General features: G+C 62.3%; 13 protein-coding genes and 1 tRNA gene. 8 read left to right on the top strand and 6 right to left on the bottom strand.

Annotated elements, in window-relative coordinates; genetic code table 11:
* Positions 1–52: 52 nt before the first annotated feature.
* Genes ACWF6P_RS17520 through ACWF6P_RS17510 form a run of 3 tightly spaced genes read right to left on the bottom strand, consistent with a single transcriptional unit; the run spans position 53 to position 3,573 of the window.
* On the bottom strand, positions 53–736 hold the full coding sequence (locus tag ACWF6P_RS17520; RefSeq protein ID WP_452621826.1) for a hypothetical protein: 684 nt from the start codon (positions 734–736) through the stop codon (positions 53–55).
* A gap of 44 nt (positions 737–780) precedes the next feature.
* Positions 781–2,298 (bottom strand): carotenoid oxygenase family protein, encoded by a 1,518-nt coding sequence (locus ACWF6P_RS17515; RefSeq protein ID WP_452621825.1) that lies wholly within the window; start codon positions 2,296–2,298, stop codon positions 781–783.
* 42 nt (positions 2,299–2,340) lie between these two features.
* On the bottom strand, positions 2,341–3,573 hold the full coding sequence (locus tag ACWF6P_RS17510; RefSeq protein WP_378648496.1) for an acetyl-CoA acetyltransferase: 1,233 nt from the start codon (positions 3,571–3,573) through the stop codon (positions 2,341–2,343).
* A 123-nt stretch (positions 3,574–3,696) separates the two neighbouring features.
* On the opposite strand from ACWF6P_RS17510, the gene ACWF6P_RS17505 reads away from it, so the two are divergent.
* The 5 genes from ACWF6P_RS17505 to ACWF6P_RS17485 all read left to right on the top strand — a co-directional run bounded on the left by ACWF6P_RS17505 (position 3,697) and on the right by ACWF6P_RS17485 (position 8,592).
* Positions 3,697–4,908, top strand: coding sequence for an acetyl-CoA C-acyltransferase (locus tag ACWF6P_RS17505; RefSeq protein WP_452621824.1), 1,212 nt, complete (start codon positions 3,697–3,699; stop codon positions 4,906–4,908).
* Positions 4,905–5,828 carry an SDR family NAD(P)-dependent oxidoreductase gene (locus tag ACWF6P_RS17500; RefSeq protein WP_452621823.1) on the top strand — a complete coding sequence of 308 codons (924 nt, stop codon included), beginning with the start codon at positions 4,905–4,907 and terminating at the stop codon, positions 5,826–5,828. Before ACWF6P_RS17505 ends, ACWF6P_RS17500 begins: the two co-directional genes overlap by 4 nt.
* Positions 5,825–6,649 carry a DUF1295 domain-containing protein gene (locus tag ACWF6P_RS17495; RefSeq protein WP_452621822.1) on the top strand — a complete coding sequence of 275 codons (825 nt, stop codon included), beginning with the start codon at positions 5,825–5,827 and terminating at the stop codon, positions 6,647–6,649. The genes ACWF6P_RS17500 and ACWF6P_RS17495 overlap by 4 nt, the downstream gene beginning before the upstream one ends.
* Positions 6,646–7,512, top strand: coding sequence for an acyl-CoA thioesterase (locus ACWF6P_RS17490; protein WP_378648488.1), 867 nt, complete (start codon positions 6,646–6,648; stop codon positions 7,510–7,512). The genes ACWF6P_RS17495 and ACWF6P_RS17490 overlap by 4 nt, the downstream gene beginning before the upstream one ends.
* Positions 7,513–7,593: 81 nt before the next feature.
* On the top strand, positions 7,594–8,592 hold the full coding sequence (locus ACWF6P_RS17485) for a winged helix-turn-helix transcriptional regulator (protein ID WP_452621821.1): 999 nt from the start codon (positions 7,594–7,596) through the stop codon (positions 8,590–8,592).
* Positions 8,593–8,601: 9 nt separating this feature from the next.
* Here ACWF6P_RS17485 and ACWF6P_RS17480 read toward each other — a convergent pair whose 3' ends face one another.
* Positions 8,602–9,981, bottom strand: coding sequence for an LLM class flavin-dependent oxidoreductase (locus ACWF6P_RS17480; RefSeq protein ID WP_452621834.1), 1,380 nt, complete (start codon positions 9,979–9,981; stop codon positions 8,602–8,604).
* A 243-nt stretch (positions 9,982–10,224) separates the two neighbouring features.
* Between ACWF6P_RS17480 and ACWF6P_RS17475 the strand changes: the two genes are divergently transcribed.
* A tRNA-Arg gene (locus ACWF6P_RS17475) sits at positions 10,225–10,300 on the top strand.
* 49 nt (positions 10,301–10,349) lie between these two features.
* On the top strand, positions 10,350–11,312 hold the full coding sequence (locus ACWF6P_RS17470; protein ID WP_452621820.1) for a formylglycine-generating enzyme family protein: 963 nt from the start codon (positions 10,350–10,352) through the stop codon (positions 11,310–11,312).
* 1 nt (position 11,313) lies between these two features.
* On the opposite strand, the gene ACWF6P_RS17465 is transcribed toward ACWF6P_RS17470, so the two are convergent.
* Complete coding sequence (locus tag ACWF6P_RS17465) at positions 11,314–12,231, bottom strand: TauD/TfdA dioxygenase family protein (protein WP_378648546.1); 918 nt, start codon at positions 12,229–12,231, stop codon at positions 11,314–11,316.
* A 32-nt stretch (positions 12,232–12,263) separates the two neighbouring features.
* Positions 12,264–12,932 (bottom strand): TetR family transcriptional regulator, encoded by a 669-nt coding sequence (locus ACWF6P_RS17460; RefSeq protein ID WP_452621819.1) that lies wholly within the window; start codon positions 12,930–12,932, stop codon positions 12,264–12,266.
* A 206-nt stretch (positions 12,933–13,138) separates the two neighbouring features.
* Here ACWF6P_RS17460 and ACWF6P_RS17455 point away from each other — a divergent pair, with 206 nt between their 5' ends.
* A complete protein-coding gene (locus ACWF6P_RS17455; protein WP_452621818.1) occupies positions 13,139–15,475 on the top strand; it encodes an arylsulfatase in 2,337 nt (778 codons plus the stop codon).
* Positions 15,476–15,486: the final 11 nt, after the last annotated feature.

The raw sequence follows: 15,486 nt of genomic DNA, 5'->3' as shown, positions 1-15,486 counted from the left end.
CGATCGCTTCGAGCGATCGGCCCCGATTTCTGTCGTTCGATATAGGGCAAGCTCAGCGTGGGTGAATCCGGAACTCGACGCCGCCGAGACTCAGACCGGGCTCGACGGCAGACGCGCCGCTCGACGCCGCCAGATCGATTGCACTGAGCATCGACCGCTCCCCCGGAACGAACGACACGACGCGCGATCCCAGCGTGATCGAGAGTGTTTGCCTCGAAACCGGTTTCTTTCCGAACACCTCGGCCCACAGTGCCGCCGTCTTGGCCGGATCGGGAGAGGACACGTCGACGCCGAGGATGTCGTCGACCCATGGATCGACCGAAACCTCCTTCTCCGTCTCATCCCAGAACCACTCGTCGGCGTCGGGAATCTCGTCGAGTTCTACGAGCAGTCCGAGATCACCGGGATGGAGCTGGACGATCCGGTGACCGTAGGCCTCGAGATCGGCCACTGTCCGAACATCGGCCGCAACTGCACGTTCCAGATAGGGCTCGATGTTCGATACCTGGATCGAGAGTGCATAACCGCCCTCCCCTCCGCCCTTTCGGATCCATCTCGCCAGCGAGACAGTCTCGTCGAGCGGTGCGACGATCTCCAGAAAGGCTTGCGGCCCGACGGCCAGGGTCTCGTCGGCCAAACCGATGTCTTCGAGCAGCGGATCCGCGAATCCGGCAGCGAGATTCAGCGCTTCACGTAGTTGCCGACCGGTCTTCTCCAGGTCTCGTGCGCCGATCACCACCTGCCGCAAGATCTCCCAGGAGCCCGAGTCGGGCGTGGCCGTCAGAATCCGACCGCTTCGGCTGCGGTGTCGGCACTCTGCCAGCGTCGGAGCTCGGCCCCCGGAGCCCACGTCGAGTGCGTACCACTCGAAATCCTCTCGGGAAGGCGAAGTTTGCACAGAGGACCGTCTCCGACGCGGGCGGCGTCGAAGATCAGGCAGTAGGACGCATCCTCGTTCATGTCAGTGGTCAACGTGATGAGATAGCCGTCGTCTTCAGCGGTACCACCCACGCGCGGCGCCATCGAAGTCTCGCTGCCGTACACACCGTCACCGAAGGAGAAACGTTCCTCGTTGCCCGTCAGCAGGTCGTGTTTGACCAATCCGTCGAAAAGGAACCACGACGGCTTACCCGAAGCTGCGTATGCGTACCGGTATTTCTCGCCCGCGAAATTCCCGTTCATCATGCCGAATTCGGTGATCGAGTCACTGAGCTGCTCTTCACGCGTAGCTCCGGTGACCAGATTCAATCGCCAGCGGTGCAGCCGGGTCTGCATGCGATCGAGAGCGAGGAAGCGGAAGGCGCGTTCCCATTGATTGCCCATGCCGTTGTCCGACGGCTCCGGATCACCTTGGTAGAAACCGTCGAGAACTATTTCGTCACCCTCTTCGTAGGCGTTCACGAAGTGCAGGACGTAGGTCGGATCGGCCTCGAACCACTTGATGTCAGCGGTGTTTCCGCGGCGTGGGATGACTCCGAGACGCAGCGGGATTTCGGGATGGAAATTCGCGACGTGCGCGCCCTTCTCGAGCAGAACCGGATCCCAGAACAGGGGGCAATCGTTGAGGATCGCGTAGTTCTCCGTGAAGGCCATGTCGTGCGGCAAGCGCGGACCTGGAAGTGGGACATCGACGTAGTGGACCAACTCGTTGGCCGAGTCCACGACGCCGTAATGCATGTACGGCACTTCCTTGCTGTAGTTGAAGAACAGCATTTCTCCGGTTTTGTCGTCCACCTTCGGGTGCGCGGACACACCCCATTCGAAGGGGAACTTGCCGTTCCAGCTTTCCTTTCCGAGTGTCTCCGCCGACATCGGATCGAGGCGGTACAGATCCCCACACTGGTAGAAGCTGGTGAGAGCGGTTCCCCGGTGAACTACGACGTCGGTGCTGGACGCGTCCTTCATCCGGGTGCGTGCACCTTTGCCTCCCTCGGGGCGACTGAGTTTGGGAGACTCGGCGAGCCCTGCCCACAACGCAGCGCCGGCATCCTGCTCGGCCGCCAAGCCGTCCGTACGCACGAATCGGTTGCGGTAGAACGACTCTCCGTCGCGGAAGCCCACGATGTGAATCATGCCGTCGCCGTCGAAGGGGTGATATGCCTTCATCGAGGGATGAAGCGGATTCTCGGTATTTCGCAGGTAGACACCGTCGAGGTCTTTCGGAACCTCTCCGAACACAACTTCGAGGTTGTCCGCTTTGAACTCGGTGGTCTGCGGTTGCCACGGACCGGTGCGATACGGGTGATCGTCATCGGCGGGAAGGGTGGACAACAACTTGCCTACGATTTCGACGTCCATGGATTTCTCTTTTCGACTGATGGGGAAAGGCTTGGCTGCAATTCAGGAAACGGCGTCGACGACAAAACTGACGGTGGTGGCCGTACTTCCGCCGAAGTTGAGCGTCGCAAACCGGTGTGCGCCCTCGACTTGGAAGCCGCCGGCCGTTCCCGTCACCTGATGGGCCGCATCGAGAAGCATGCGGACACCGCTGGCACCCACCGGATGACCGCCGCCGATCAGACCACCGCTCGGGTTGATCGGCAGCTTGCCGCCCATGGCGATGTCTCCACTCTCGATGGCTTTCCAGGACTCACCAGGCGCCGTCAGACCGATGTGGTCGATCGCGAGATACTCACTCGCGGTGAAACAATCATGTGTTTCGATCCCGTCTATCCCGGTCAGATCGACTCCGGCCCGGGAGAAGGCGTCCATCACCGCATCCCGAACGTGTGGCATCACGTAGGGATTCTCCGCGTCACGCGCCAGTTTCTGTTCGAGGCCTAAACCGACGGTGCGGTGGCCCCAGCCCGCGATCTGAGCCAGAGGGGTCGCCGCGGCACCAGGGTGCTCACGAAGGTACTTGTCCGTCACCAGCACCACCCCGGCACCACCGTCGGTCACCTGACTGCAATCGAATCGTCGAACACCACCTTCCACAACAGGATTGGTGGTGTCGTCACCACCCGCATTTCCGAGCAGATCGGGCACCGACCAACCGCGTGTCTGTGCGTTGGGGTTGTTCTTCGCGTTCGAGAAGTTGATCTGCGAGATCGCGCGAAGGTGAGATTCGTCGATCCCGTAACGGCGCCCGTACTCCTTCGACACACGATCGAACATGTACGGCCACATGAATTTTGCTTCCCGACCTTCATGTCCTACCCAGGCTGCGGCACCAAGGTGACCCGCTGCGTCGTCACCCGGAACTGTCTTCTCCAGCTCGATACCCATCACTAGAGCGGCGTCGTAATTGCCGGCACGCAGGTCTGCCATTGCGGCGAGGACCGCGATACTGCCCGATGCGCATGCCGCCTCGTGTCTGGACGAGGGCACACCCCAGAGTTCCGGATGGACGGTGGCGGGCATCGCACCCAGCTGACCTTGGCCGGCAAACAACTGGCCGAAGGCATTACCGACGTGAATCACCTCGATGTCGGTGGCAGGAACCTTCGCCGCGGCCAGCGTGTGGTTCACCACCTCTTCGGCAAGGTTCGCGAAATCGAGTTCTTCACGGGTGAAGTTTCGTGCGAAGTCGGATTGGTACCCGCCGAGAATCCAAATGTTCGAAACAGTCATGACCTCTCCCCTTGCCGATCCGGCCTCGGTGACGTCACCGAGATACCCGTGTATCGGCGGTTGTAATTTCATCGCAACCGTACTACAACTAGCAGAGTAACTCTACTAATTGAAGGGTTGAAAATGACTGATGCTTTTGTCCTCGACTATGTGCGCACGCCGCGCGGTCGAGCATCGGCGCGAGGCGCCCTCCACGAACACAGCCCCGTGGATCTTGTGGTCCACCTGGCCAAGGCTCTGCAGGGTCGAACAAACCTCGCCGCAGAACAGATCGACGACGTAGTTCTCGGTTGCGCATCACAGGTGGACGAGCAGGGCGCGAACATCGCGAGAACTGCCGCACTGCTGGCAGGTTGGGGCGACTCCGTTCCTGGAGCGACTCTCAACCGATTCTGCGCATCCGGAGTCGACGCAGTCGGCCAGAGCGCAGCCCGCATCCGTAGCGACGATGTTTCCCTCGTCGTGGCTGGCGGTGTCGAAAGCGTCTCCCGCACCCCGATGTTCAGTGATCGCGGACCGCTGTGGACCGACCCGGCGACTATCGCGCAGATCGGCTCCATCCATATGGGTGTTGCCGCCGACTTGAATGCCACGATCGAGGGATACTCCCGCGACGAGTTGGATGCCTACGGCGTCGAAACCCAGCACAAGGCTGCCGAAGCGTGGCGCAACGGGGCGTTCGAGCGGTCGGTTGTACCTGTTCCCGGAAGAAACGGTGAGGCGGGAATCGCGCACGACGAACTGGTCAGGGCAGACACGAGCGCAGAGGGACTCGCCGCACTTCCGGCCGCATTCGAAGGACTCGGCGCCGGAGGTCAGGACGCTCTCGCGCTCGCCGCGTACCCAGAGGTCGGAAAGATCGAACACCTGCACACCGTCGGATCCTCTCCCGCCATGGCCGACGGAGCGGCACTCCTGCTCCTCGGGTCCGAGAAAGCCGCTGCCCGAGCCGGTTTGACACCTCGCGCACGGATCATCGGGTCCGCGTCGACATCGGTGAATCCGGTTCTCATGCTCACGGCAGGTCAGAGCGCCGTGGAGGCCGTCATCGCGCGAGCCGGACTGCGTCCGCAGGACATCGACGTGTTCGAGTTCGCGGAAGCCTTCTCCGCGCTCTGCCTGCGGTTCCGTCGCGATCTCGACGCCGGGCCGGACCGGATGAACCCCAACGGCGGAACGATGGCGATGGGCCATGCCTTCGGCGCTACCGGAGCAATTCTCGTGGGCGCGTGCGTCGACGAACTGGTTCGAAGCGACGGGCGATACGGCGTGGCCGCGGTCAGTGGCGCCGCAGGCGTCGGAGTTGCCGTGCTCGTCGAACGGATCGCCTCATGACCGCCAGTGCACTCTCCGGTCGCGTTGCCGTCGTCACCGGAGGTGGCAAGGGCCTCGGCCGTGCCGTCGCGCTGCATCTGGCAAGCCGAGGCGTCACGGTGATCGTCAACAATCGAAATCGCACACTCGATTCGAGCGGCCGAGGCCCCGCAGATCAGGTTGTCGACGAAATCCTCGAATCTGGTGGACAGGCCGTCGCCAACCACGACGACGTCACCGACCCCGACGTCGGCCGAAAGTTGGTGGACGACGCTCTCACTCGGTTCGGACGACTCGATTTCTGCATCACCAGCGCCGCGGTCAGCGGTCCGCAGATGCTCCACCGCACCACTGCCGAGAACCTCAGTACCGTCATCACGACAAACGTCGTCGGGACCGCACTGGTTGCAGCCGAAGCCTCCCGCGTGATGCGCGAAGCCGGGTTCGGACGCATCGTGATGATTGCCTCGACCGCCGGACTGCACGGTGAGCCCACCGTATCTGCTTACGCCGCAAGCAAGGGAGCCGTGATCGCCCTGGGCCGCACCGCAGCGGCAGAAGGTGCGAACCGCAACGTCTTCACCAATGTCCTTCTTCCCTACGCCACTACGCAGATGACCGAATCCGGAATGAACCCCGAATTCATCGACATCATGGGAGCCGACTTGGTCGCACCGGTTATCACCGCCCTTGTCGATCCCGAGTCCACTACCAACGGTCAGGTGATCGTCACGGCAGGCAACGGCGTGCGTTCGGCCGACGCCGTCGAGGGCTCGACCGAATTCTTGCCTACCACCACCGAACTCGATGCCACGGCGCTCGATGCACTGCTCGTAGCCAGTCGACTCGGCACACCTCACACCTATCCGAGCGCACAGGAAGCCTTCGCGGACTTCGCTTCCGAACTGCTCGACCACCACAATCGGAAGGCGCACGCATGACCGACATCCCACTGGGCGATCTAGCGCTGAACTTCGGAGTGAGTGCACTCGCCGTACTCCTCTTCATCGCCGCAGTGATGGCCGTCGCCATCCGAATGAACAATCACTCGATCATCGATATCTGTTGGGGGCCAGGCTTCGCCGTCGTCGCCGTCGTCTCGTACCTGACGTCCATCGGATCGGAAGGAAACGATCCGCGTCGCCTCGTTGTCCTTGCACTGACCGTGGTGTGGGGGATGCGACTGGGGTTGTACATCGGCTTCCGAAACCGGGGGCACGGGCAGGACAAGCGCTACACTGCCCTGCTCAAACATCAACAGGGACCGTTGGTTCCGTTCCTGATTCGGAAGATCTACGGACTCCAAGGCGTCCTCATTCTCGTGGTGTCGCTGCCCGTCCAGTTCGCGATGTACGAGTTTCGTGCCCTCGGCGTCGTCGGCGCGATCGGTATCGCCGTCTGGGCCATCGGCTTCGCCTTCGAATCGGTTGGCGACTACCAACTTTCCCACTTCAAGGCTGATCCTGCCAATACCGGAAAGGTGATGGATCGTGGATTGTGGGCCTGGACTCGGCACCCCAACTACTTCGGCGATGCGTGCGTCTGGGTCGGATTGTTCCTCCTCGCACTCGGTGATCCACTGGCGCTGATCACGATCATCTCGCCGATCGTGATGATCAAACTGCTGGTGAGCTACAGCGGTAAGGCGTTGCTCGAACGTGGCATGCGCAAGAGCAAGGGACAGGCTTACGACGATTACGTCGCCCGGACCAGCGGATTCTTTCCCCGTCCGCCCCGCCCGGCACGAAACCACGCGTCATGACCGCCCCCACGAGTGGCCTCGCCGACGTCTTCGACCTGGAATCGACCGGCCCGGACCGGTGGCAAGGGTCGAACGACGGTGTTCGGCTTCCTCAGTTGTTCGGCGGCCAACTGGTCGCGCAGTCGATTCTCGCGGCCGGACACACGGTCACCGACGGCAAAGCGATCAGTTCCGTCCACACGCACTTCCTGCGCCCCGGGTCGACGAAGTGCGCGACCGAGTTCTCGGTGGATCGTCTTCGCGACGGAAAGCGCTTGTCCACCAGAGGCGTCGACGTCCACCAGGGCGGACGACTGGTCTGCCGTTCGACGGTCTCGGCCTCCTCGATCGACGAGGGCATCACTCACAGTCGAGCCGTCCCCGCAGCACTCCCACCCGAAGAGTGCGTGACGTTGCAAGAGTTGGCCGAGGCGGACGGCGGGTTGGGAGAAGTATGGGAGGAGTTCTCCGCCATCGAGATTCGTGTGTCCCCACTCGATTCGCAGTCCCCCACGACACATTCGGCGGCGCCTCCGCGCAACATCTGGATGCGTTCGGCGCAGCGACTGAGCGAAGATCCACTGATTCACGTCGCTGCTCTTGCTTATGCCAGTGATTTGATGCTGATGGCCACCGCTTTGACTCCGCATGGATACGACATCGGGCAGGAGCACTCGCTCGACACCGATTGGACGGGAGTGTCCCTCGATCACACGATGTGGTTTCAGCGCCCCGTGCGAGCGGACGAGTGGCTGCTCTTCGAGCATTCGACCCCCACAGCTCATGCCGGCAGAGCGGTCGTGAATGCCGCGGTCTTCGATCCATCCGGACTCCAGATCTGCCAGATCACTCAGGAAGCGTTACTCATTGCCCGTACCGAGTGATTCCCGACTCTTTCTGCAGACCACTAGGTACGCTCTCGCGGTGCGGCTGGGTTCACGGCCTATGATTTCGGGGTGGTACGAGTGAATGCAACCGACTCTTCGACACCCACCGCGTCGGCGGGCGTCACCGAGTTGCCCGCAGGCGGACCCAACGCACTGGCCGTCACGCTCGGGTTGTTGGGGGACGAGTGGAACCTCTGGATTCTGCGGTTCGCCCTGTTGGGGTCGCGGCGCTACAACGACTGGCTGGCACTGGGGGGAATCTCCAACTCCGTGTTGTCAGCACGGTTGGCAATCCTGACGGCAGGCGGAATGCTCGAGCGTCGTGAGTATCAGCAGAACCCGCCACGGCACGAGTACTCGGTCACTCGCAAAGGGCAGTCGATCTGGCCCGTCCTCATCACCATGTGGTCGTGGGAGAAGCAGTGGGCGCCCAATGAAACCGCGCCGCTACCACCACTGCGACACAGCACATGCGGAAACGACTTCACCCCGATCCTGCGTTGCAAGGAGTGCGGCGAGGACGTGGACGTGCGGTCTCTGGACTCCGAAATGGGCCCGAGTGGCGACTTCTCACGCAGTGTCCCCGAAGCAACATCGCGGCGACGCTCCACCAAGTCCGAACGCCGACCGGAGATTCTGGCTCACACGATGGAACTCGTCGGCAATCGCTGGTCAGCGGCGATCATCGGTGCGGCATTCCGAGGCGCGCGCCGGTACGGAGAGTTCGCCGAGATCACCGGCGCGCCACCGGCGATAGTCGCGGATCGTTTGAAGCACCTCACCGAGATCGGTGTGATGGAAACGCGGCCGCTTCCGGATCGTCCCCAGTGGTCGGAGTATCGACTCACCGCCAAGGGGACGGCCTACTTCCCTGTCGTGATGTGCATGATCTCCTGGGGTCAGCGTTGGTTCAGATCCGCGGACGGCCCGGACATCGTTCTCCATCACAAAGCTTGCAGTAAGCGATTCGAAGCAAGGCTCGGGTGCAGTGTGTGCGGTGAGGAATTGAGGTCTTCGGACATCGAGGCGATCGACCTCACCACCTCGGTCCACGTACCCGGGTCCGGCTGGTCCTGAAGTCCCCGCTCAGCCGGCAGTGCGGATCCGGTCGAAACTCCGGCCTCGGTGTTCGAGCGGCAACCTGTCCCCTCGCCCGAACAGTTTGTTGCGCAGCGTTCCCTCGTCGTAGCCGCTCTGGTAGGCACCTCGTTTGGTCAGCTCCGGAATCACATGCTCCACAATGTCTTCGAAGGTTCCAGGAGTCACCGCGTACGCGAGATTGAAACCGTCGACGTCGGTCTCGGACACCCACTCCTGCAACTCGTCCGCGACCTCCGCGCCGGATCCGACAACGATCGGGCCGAGCCCGCCGATACCCGCCCACTCAGCAATGTCCCCCACCGTCCATTCACGGCCCTTCTCGTCGGCCTGACGAAACGATGCGACCGCGGATTGAATGGCATTGCTTTCGACGTTTCCGATCGGCTCGTCGGCTCGGTATCCGGAGAGGTCGATTCCCATCCACCCCGAGGTGAAAACGAGTGCACCTTCACTACTCGCGTAGCTGCGGTAGTCCTCGAGCTTCGCCTGGGCCAACTCGGGGGTTCGGTCGGTGATGATCGTCAACAGTGTGTAGATCCGGGCCGAGTACGGATCGCGGCCCACCTTCGTCAGCTCGTCTCGGATTCGGGTGACGGTGTCTTTGAGAATCGCCTTGGTCGGCGCACCGACAAAAATCGCCTCGGCATTCTCGGCGGCGAAGCGAACCCCGCGAGGCGACGCGCCGGCCTGGAAGATGACCGGCGTCCGCTGCGGAGAAGGTTCGGAGATGTGGATGCCCGGAACCGTGAAGTGCTTGCCTTCGTGCTCGATCGGATGAACCTTGGAGGGGTCCGTGTAGACCCCGGTGCTTCTGTCCCGCACCACCGCATCGTCTTCCCACGACGTTTCCCACAACTTGTAGAGAACTTCGAGGTACTCGTCCGCATGGTCGTAGCGATCGTCGTGCTGGAGTTGGTCGTCCTCGCCCATGTTCCGTGCGGCCGACGGGAGGTATCCGGTGACCACGTTCCACCCGATTCGCCCGTTCGTCAGGTGATCGAGGGTGCTCAAGCGCCGCGCGAACGGGTATGGATGCTCGAAAGCTGTACCAGCGGTGATCCCGAAGCCCAAGTGCTCGGTAACGGCAGCCATCGCCGACGCCAGCAGCAGTGGGTCCGAGACCGGCACCTGCGCGCCTTGCCGCAGCGCTGCGTCGTGGTTCCCGCCATAGACGTCGTACGTTCCCAACACGTCGGCCAGGAACAGCCCGTCGAATCGTCCACGCTCGAGGAGCTTCGCCAATTCCGTCCAGTACGTCAGATCCGTGTACCTGGACGACTGGTCCTCGGGGTGGCGCCACAGACCTGGCGATTGGTGGGCGACGCAGTTCATGGCAAAGGCGTTGAAGCGGATTCTGCGGGTCATTCCCGCACCATGCCGCGCCTGCTCGGCGGTGACCACCATTGCGATCAGTGCGATCGGTTCGGCCGGCACCTTGCACGCGATAACACCGTCGACTTCGCCACCGCGTCGGCGGGCCGCTACACTGGCTAGCGCAGCTGTGACGTCTGGGGCTTCGTGCCGACAGGTCGAGCAGATGCAACGGCAGTATCGGGAAGCGAAAACCCCCGCAGCACAGGGTTTTCAGCGCTTGTCGGTATGCTCCCCGCCCTCGTAGCTCAGGGGATAGAGCATTCCTCTCCTAAAGGAAGGGTCGCAGGTTCGAATCCTGCCGAGGGCACCAGGTGGGACTCTCCCCACACCGGCGCGACCAACGTGCCATTCTTGAATTCATGACGATGCCTCACTCCACGACTACTCCCCCGAAGAACATGTCGTTGATCCCGGGTGGAACGTACTGGATGGGCTCCGAAGACTTCTATCCCGAAGAACGCCCAGTTCACCAGGTCACAGTCGACGGATTCTGGATGGACACGACGGCGGTGACGGTCGCCGAGTTCCGACGCTTCGTGAAGGCAACCGGCCACGTCACCACTGCGGAAATCGCCCCGGATCCTGCCGACTATCCCGATGCCGATCCAGCCCTCCTCGTTCCGGGATCGTTGGTCTTCAATTCGCCACCCGGCCCGGTCTCACTCGACGACTACACCCAGTGGTGGTCGTTCACCCCCGGCGCCGATTGGCGCCATCCCGAGGGCGCCGACAGCAACATCGGGGGACGTGAACGGCACCCCGTCACCCACGTGTCGTACTTCGACGCCCAGGCCTACGCCGCGTGGGCCGGCAAGGAACTCCCGACCGAGGCCGAGTGGGAGTTTGCCGCCCGTGGTGGACTCGATCGCCAGGCCTACGTGTGGGGCGATCACGACTCACCGGGAGGGCGGCCCGGTGGCAATGTCTGGCAAGGCCAGTTCCCCTGGGAGAACCTGCTCGAGGACGGGTACGAGCGCACCGCGCCGGTCGGAAAGTTCCGGCCCAACGGCTACGGGCTGCTCGACATGGCCGGGAACGTGTGGGAATGGACGGCGGATCATTACACGTCCGACCACGCCCACGGTTCGAAGAATGTCGCGCCTGCCTCTTCGTGCTGCATTCCGCGCAATCCCCGCGCGGAGTTCGCCACCGAGGTCTTGGCTGGCGAACCCTACGCACGACGGGTGATCAAGGGTGGCTCACATCTGTGTGCGCCGAACTACTGCTTGCGGTACCGCCCTGCCGCGCGGCAGGGCGAGTCCGAAGAGTCCTCGACCTGCCACGTCGGCTTTCGGTGCATCATCCGCATTCCGCAGACGTAGATCAGAAGGGCACGTCTCCGAGGATTGCCACCCGCTCCATCACGCGGCGATGAGGGAAGTAGTCGCTCGCCGCATAGTGCTGTGTCGCCCGGTTGTCCCAGAATGCAATGGAATTCGGCGCCCACTTGAAACGGCACTGGAAGTCCGGGACCTTGACCTGCGCGAACAACAGGTTGAGCAGATCGTTGCCTTCGGCAGGATCCATGTCCGGAATGTGGGTGGTGAAGAGGCTGTTGACGAACAGCGTCTTACGCCCGGTTTCCGGATGCTTACGGACCATCGGATGCAGAACCGGTGGGTACTGCTCCTTCATCTGCTCCAACTTCTCCGGGCTCATACCGCGTCCGAAGGACGGCACGAAATCGTGGATGGCGTCCTTGCCCTCGATCAAGTCCTTGATCTCGTCCGGGAGGCAGTCGAAAGCATTTCCCATATCTGCCCACAACGTGTCACCGCCGGCCGGCGGCACGTCGATCGCTCGAAGGACCGAACCGAGCGGCGGTGCCTTGGTCCAGGTGACGTCGACGTGCCAGATGTTCTCGGTGCCTGGACTGTCTTCTCCGCGTTCGAATCTGACGACGGCCGGGACCTCTCCCTGCGGGAGAAGCGGATGAATCTCGAGTTCGCCCCAATGGGCGGCGAAGTCACGATGATTCAGACTCGAAATCGGCTGGTCGCGGAAGAAGACCACCTTCCATTCGAGTAGGGCCCGACGTAGATCCTCGATCTGATCCTCCGATGGATCACGTAAGTCGATATCGCTGATCTCGGCACCGATGAACGGTGTGACGGGAGTCAGAGTGAACCGCTCGTACGGGTTCGATTCAACGCCTTCCGGATTTCGCCGCATTCCGCGTGGCCCGAATTCGATTGTGTGATTGCCGATTTGAACTGTGCGTGATGATGTAAGGGTCGCCATCATATGACTCCGTCCTGTCGTGTCCTGAAGGGTCACACGTCAGTCGACGCGTGCACCCGTTGTGCTCGTGTGCGCTTGTGTGTGCTTTGGGGTGCAGTCAGGGCTCCCACCGCGAGATCGACCAGATGGTCCACCGTCGTATCGAAATCCGCCTGCACAACCGGATTTTCGTCTTGGCGGCGCTGCTCGAATATGGCCAGCGCGGACACACTCATGTTGAACGACAGGTCGATCCGTTCGACCGCGACGCGGCGGGGCAGATGCGGCAAGGCCCTCGTCAGTCTGCCGACAACTTCGTTGATCCCCTCGCTGACCTCGCGGAACTCGGCGCTCTGTGTATCCACCGACGGAGAGATTCTGGCAATGAACCTCGCATAGTTGGAACCGTCGACCGTCGCCATGAAATCGGCCAGCGGATACAGAAAAGCTTCGACCAACGCGCGGACCAGGTCAGTCCGCCCATTGGCGTCGATGTCGTCGAGATACGTCAGTCGCGCTGCATTGATCTGATCCATCCGATGGCGGAATACTGCCAGCACCAAACCGTCTCGCCCACCGAAGTGATATTGAACCGCAGAGTTGTTTCGCTGCCCGGCCGCACTCGCCACGTCCCTCATGGACACTTCGTGAATACCTTGCTCGGCGAACATCCGCTCGGCGACGGCGATCATGGCGTTCTTGGCATCCAACGAGGCGGGCATGCACCGACCATATAAGTCACTGTCTTAATTCCGCAAGCCCCAACCCCTGTGCGCGATGAAGGAGTGCAGGGACTCCTTAACCACTCACGGGGGTGATTGTCCCAGTCAGCGAGACTTACGGCGTCAACGGAATCCGGGCCGATACGCTTACAAATTAAGACGACTGCTTAATCGACCCGGTTTTGCACACGCCAAGGAGCCTGCTGGTGAATCGCCATTCCATCCCGATCATCCCCGAGACGCCGAACGTCGCGGCCGCCGTGTACTACCCCGATCAGAATCCCCCGTACACCCGCCCGGAACCGCTTCGCCCACCCGCCGGTGCGCCGAACGTGCTGCTGATCATGATCGACGACGTCGGATTCGGGGCGCCCTCTGCCTTCGGCGGTCCGTGCCGCACACCCACCGCCGAGCGTTTGGCCGAGACCGGCGTGAAATACAGCCGATTCCATACCACCGCTCTGTGCTCACCGACGCGCGCTGCCACGTTGACCGGGCGCAATCACCACAGTGTCGGCATGGGAGTCATCTCCGAAATGGCTAACGCTGCACCGGGATACAACGGGACCAGGCCCGCTTCCGCAGCGACAGTTGCCCGCGTCTTGCAGGGGAACGGCTATGCGACGGGCGCTTTCGGCAAGATGCACCAGACCCCGACGTGGGAGACAACCGCCGCCGGGCCGTTCGATCGTTGGCCGGTCCGTGAGGGTTTCGACAAGTTCTACGGTTTCCTCGGCGCCGAGTCCGACCAGTTCACGCCAGTGCTCTACGAGGACTTCACCATGGTGGACTTGCCGAAGACACCACAGGAGGGATACCACCTGTCCGAGGACCTGGTCGACCACGCGATCGAATGGGTCGAGGGCATCAATACGATGGACCCCGACAAGCCGTGGTTCTGCTATCTCCCCTTCGGCGCTTGCCATGCCCCACTTCAGGTTCCGGACAGCTACCTGGACAGGTACGTCGGCGAATTCGATCACGGATGGGATCGCCAACGCGAGATCACCCTCGAAAAGCAGAAGGAACTGGGCGTCGTCGCTCCTGATACCGAGTTGGCCCCGTGGGCTCCGGGGCTCCCGCACTGGGACGAACTCGACGACGACCAGAAGAAGGTTTCGGCCCGTCTGATGGAGTTGTACGCGGCGTTCCTCGAGCACACCGACGACGAGGTCGGCAGGCTCGTCGACCGGTTGCAGGATATGGGCGTCCTCGACAACACCCTGGTGCTCTACATGATGGGTGACAACGGCGCTTCCGCGGAGGGCGGAATGGAGGGCTCGTTCAACTACCTCGCCGGTCTCAACGGTTACAGGAGTGCGACATCCGACGTGCTGGCGCGCTACGACGAATTGGGGACCGAAACCAGCTACCCACACTATCCGGCGTCGTGGGCTCTGGCCCTCGACACCCCGTACCAGTGGGCCAAGCAGGTTGCGTCCCATTACGGCGGTACCCGAAACGGCCTGATCGCCCACTGGCCCAAGGGGATCGACAAGCCCGGAATCAGGGAACAGTGGCATCACTGCGTCGATATCACGCCGACAATACTGCAAGCTGCCGGAATTCCGGCGCCGACCAGCGTCGACGGCGTCACCCAGAAACCGATGGAGGGTGTGGCGATGAACTACACCTTCACCGAGCCCGACGCCGAAGAGCGCCACACCACACAGTATTTCGAGATCTTCGGCAATCGCGGAATCTACGATCACGGCTGGACCGCGGTCACCGCGCACCGCGCACCCTGGCTGATGGCGACTCACGGCCTCGAGCTCACCCCGATGAGCGAAGACCGTTGGGAGCTGTACGACACATCGGTCGACTGGTCGCAGGCCCGCGATCTTGCAGACGAGCATCCCGAGATCCTTGCCAGGCTCAAGGACAAGTTCCTCGTCGAGGCCGCCAAATATCAAGTACTGCCGCTGGACGACAGAACGGTCGGCCGTCACGCCACCGCGGAATCACGACCACCACATCCGATGATGGGCCGCAAGACCCTCACGCTGTACCCGCACATGAACGGCCTGGTCGAGAAGGCTGCACCGACGTTCTTCAACCGCTCGTACACGCTGACCGCGAGTCTGGGGAGCGTCGCCGACGGCATGCTGGTCAGCCTGGGCGGCCGGTTCGGCGGATTCGCTTTGTACATAATCGATTCCGTCCCGGTCTACTGCTATAACTTCAGCGGTGGAGGCCGAACCTACGTTCGCGGACCGGGTCAGCTGAGTGCCGACGCCAGCGAGCTGTCCATTCACTTCGAGTACGACGGCGGCGGAATCGGCAAGGGCGGAATCGCCACCCTGAGCGTTGACGGCGAGGTGGTCTCCGAGGGACGGATCGAGAAGACCACGCGGGCGATCTTCAGCATGAACGAACAGCTCGACGTCGGCATCAACCGGGGAAGCCCGGTCTCGGAGGAGTTCGCCGAGCACGGCACCTTCCGTTACGGCGGCACGTTGCACAGCCTGACCATCGACTTGCGCTCCACCCGCGACGTGGTGTCCGCGGCGGAACGGGAGAAAATCTCACTCGCCGTGCACTGATCGAACAGGCG

This window comes from Rhodococcus sp. NPDC055024, assembly GCF_053608585.1.
This window is presented reverse-complemented; position numbering and strand designations above follow the sequence as displayed.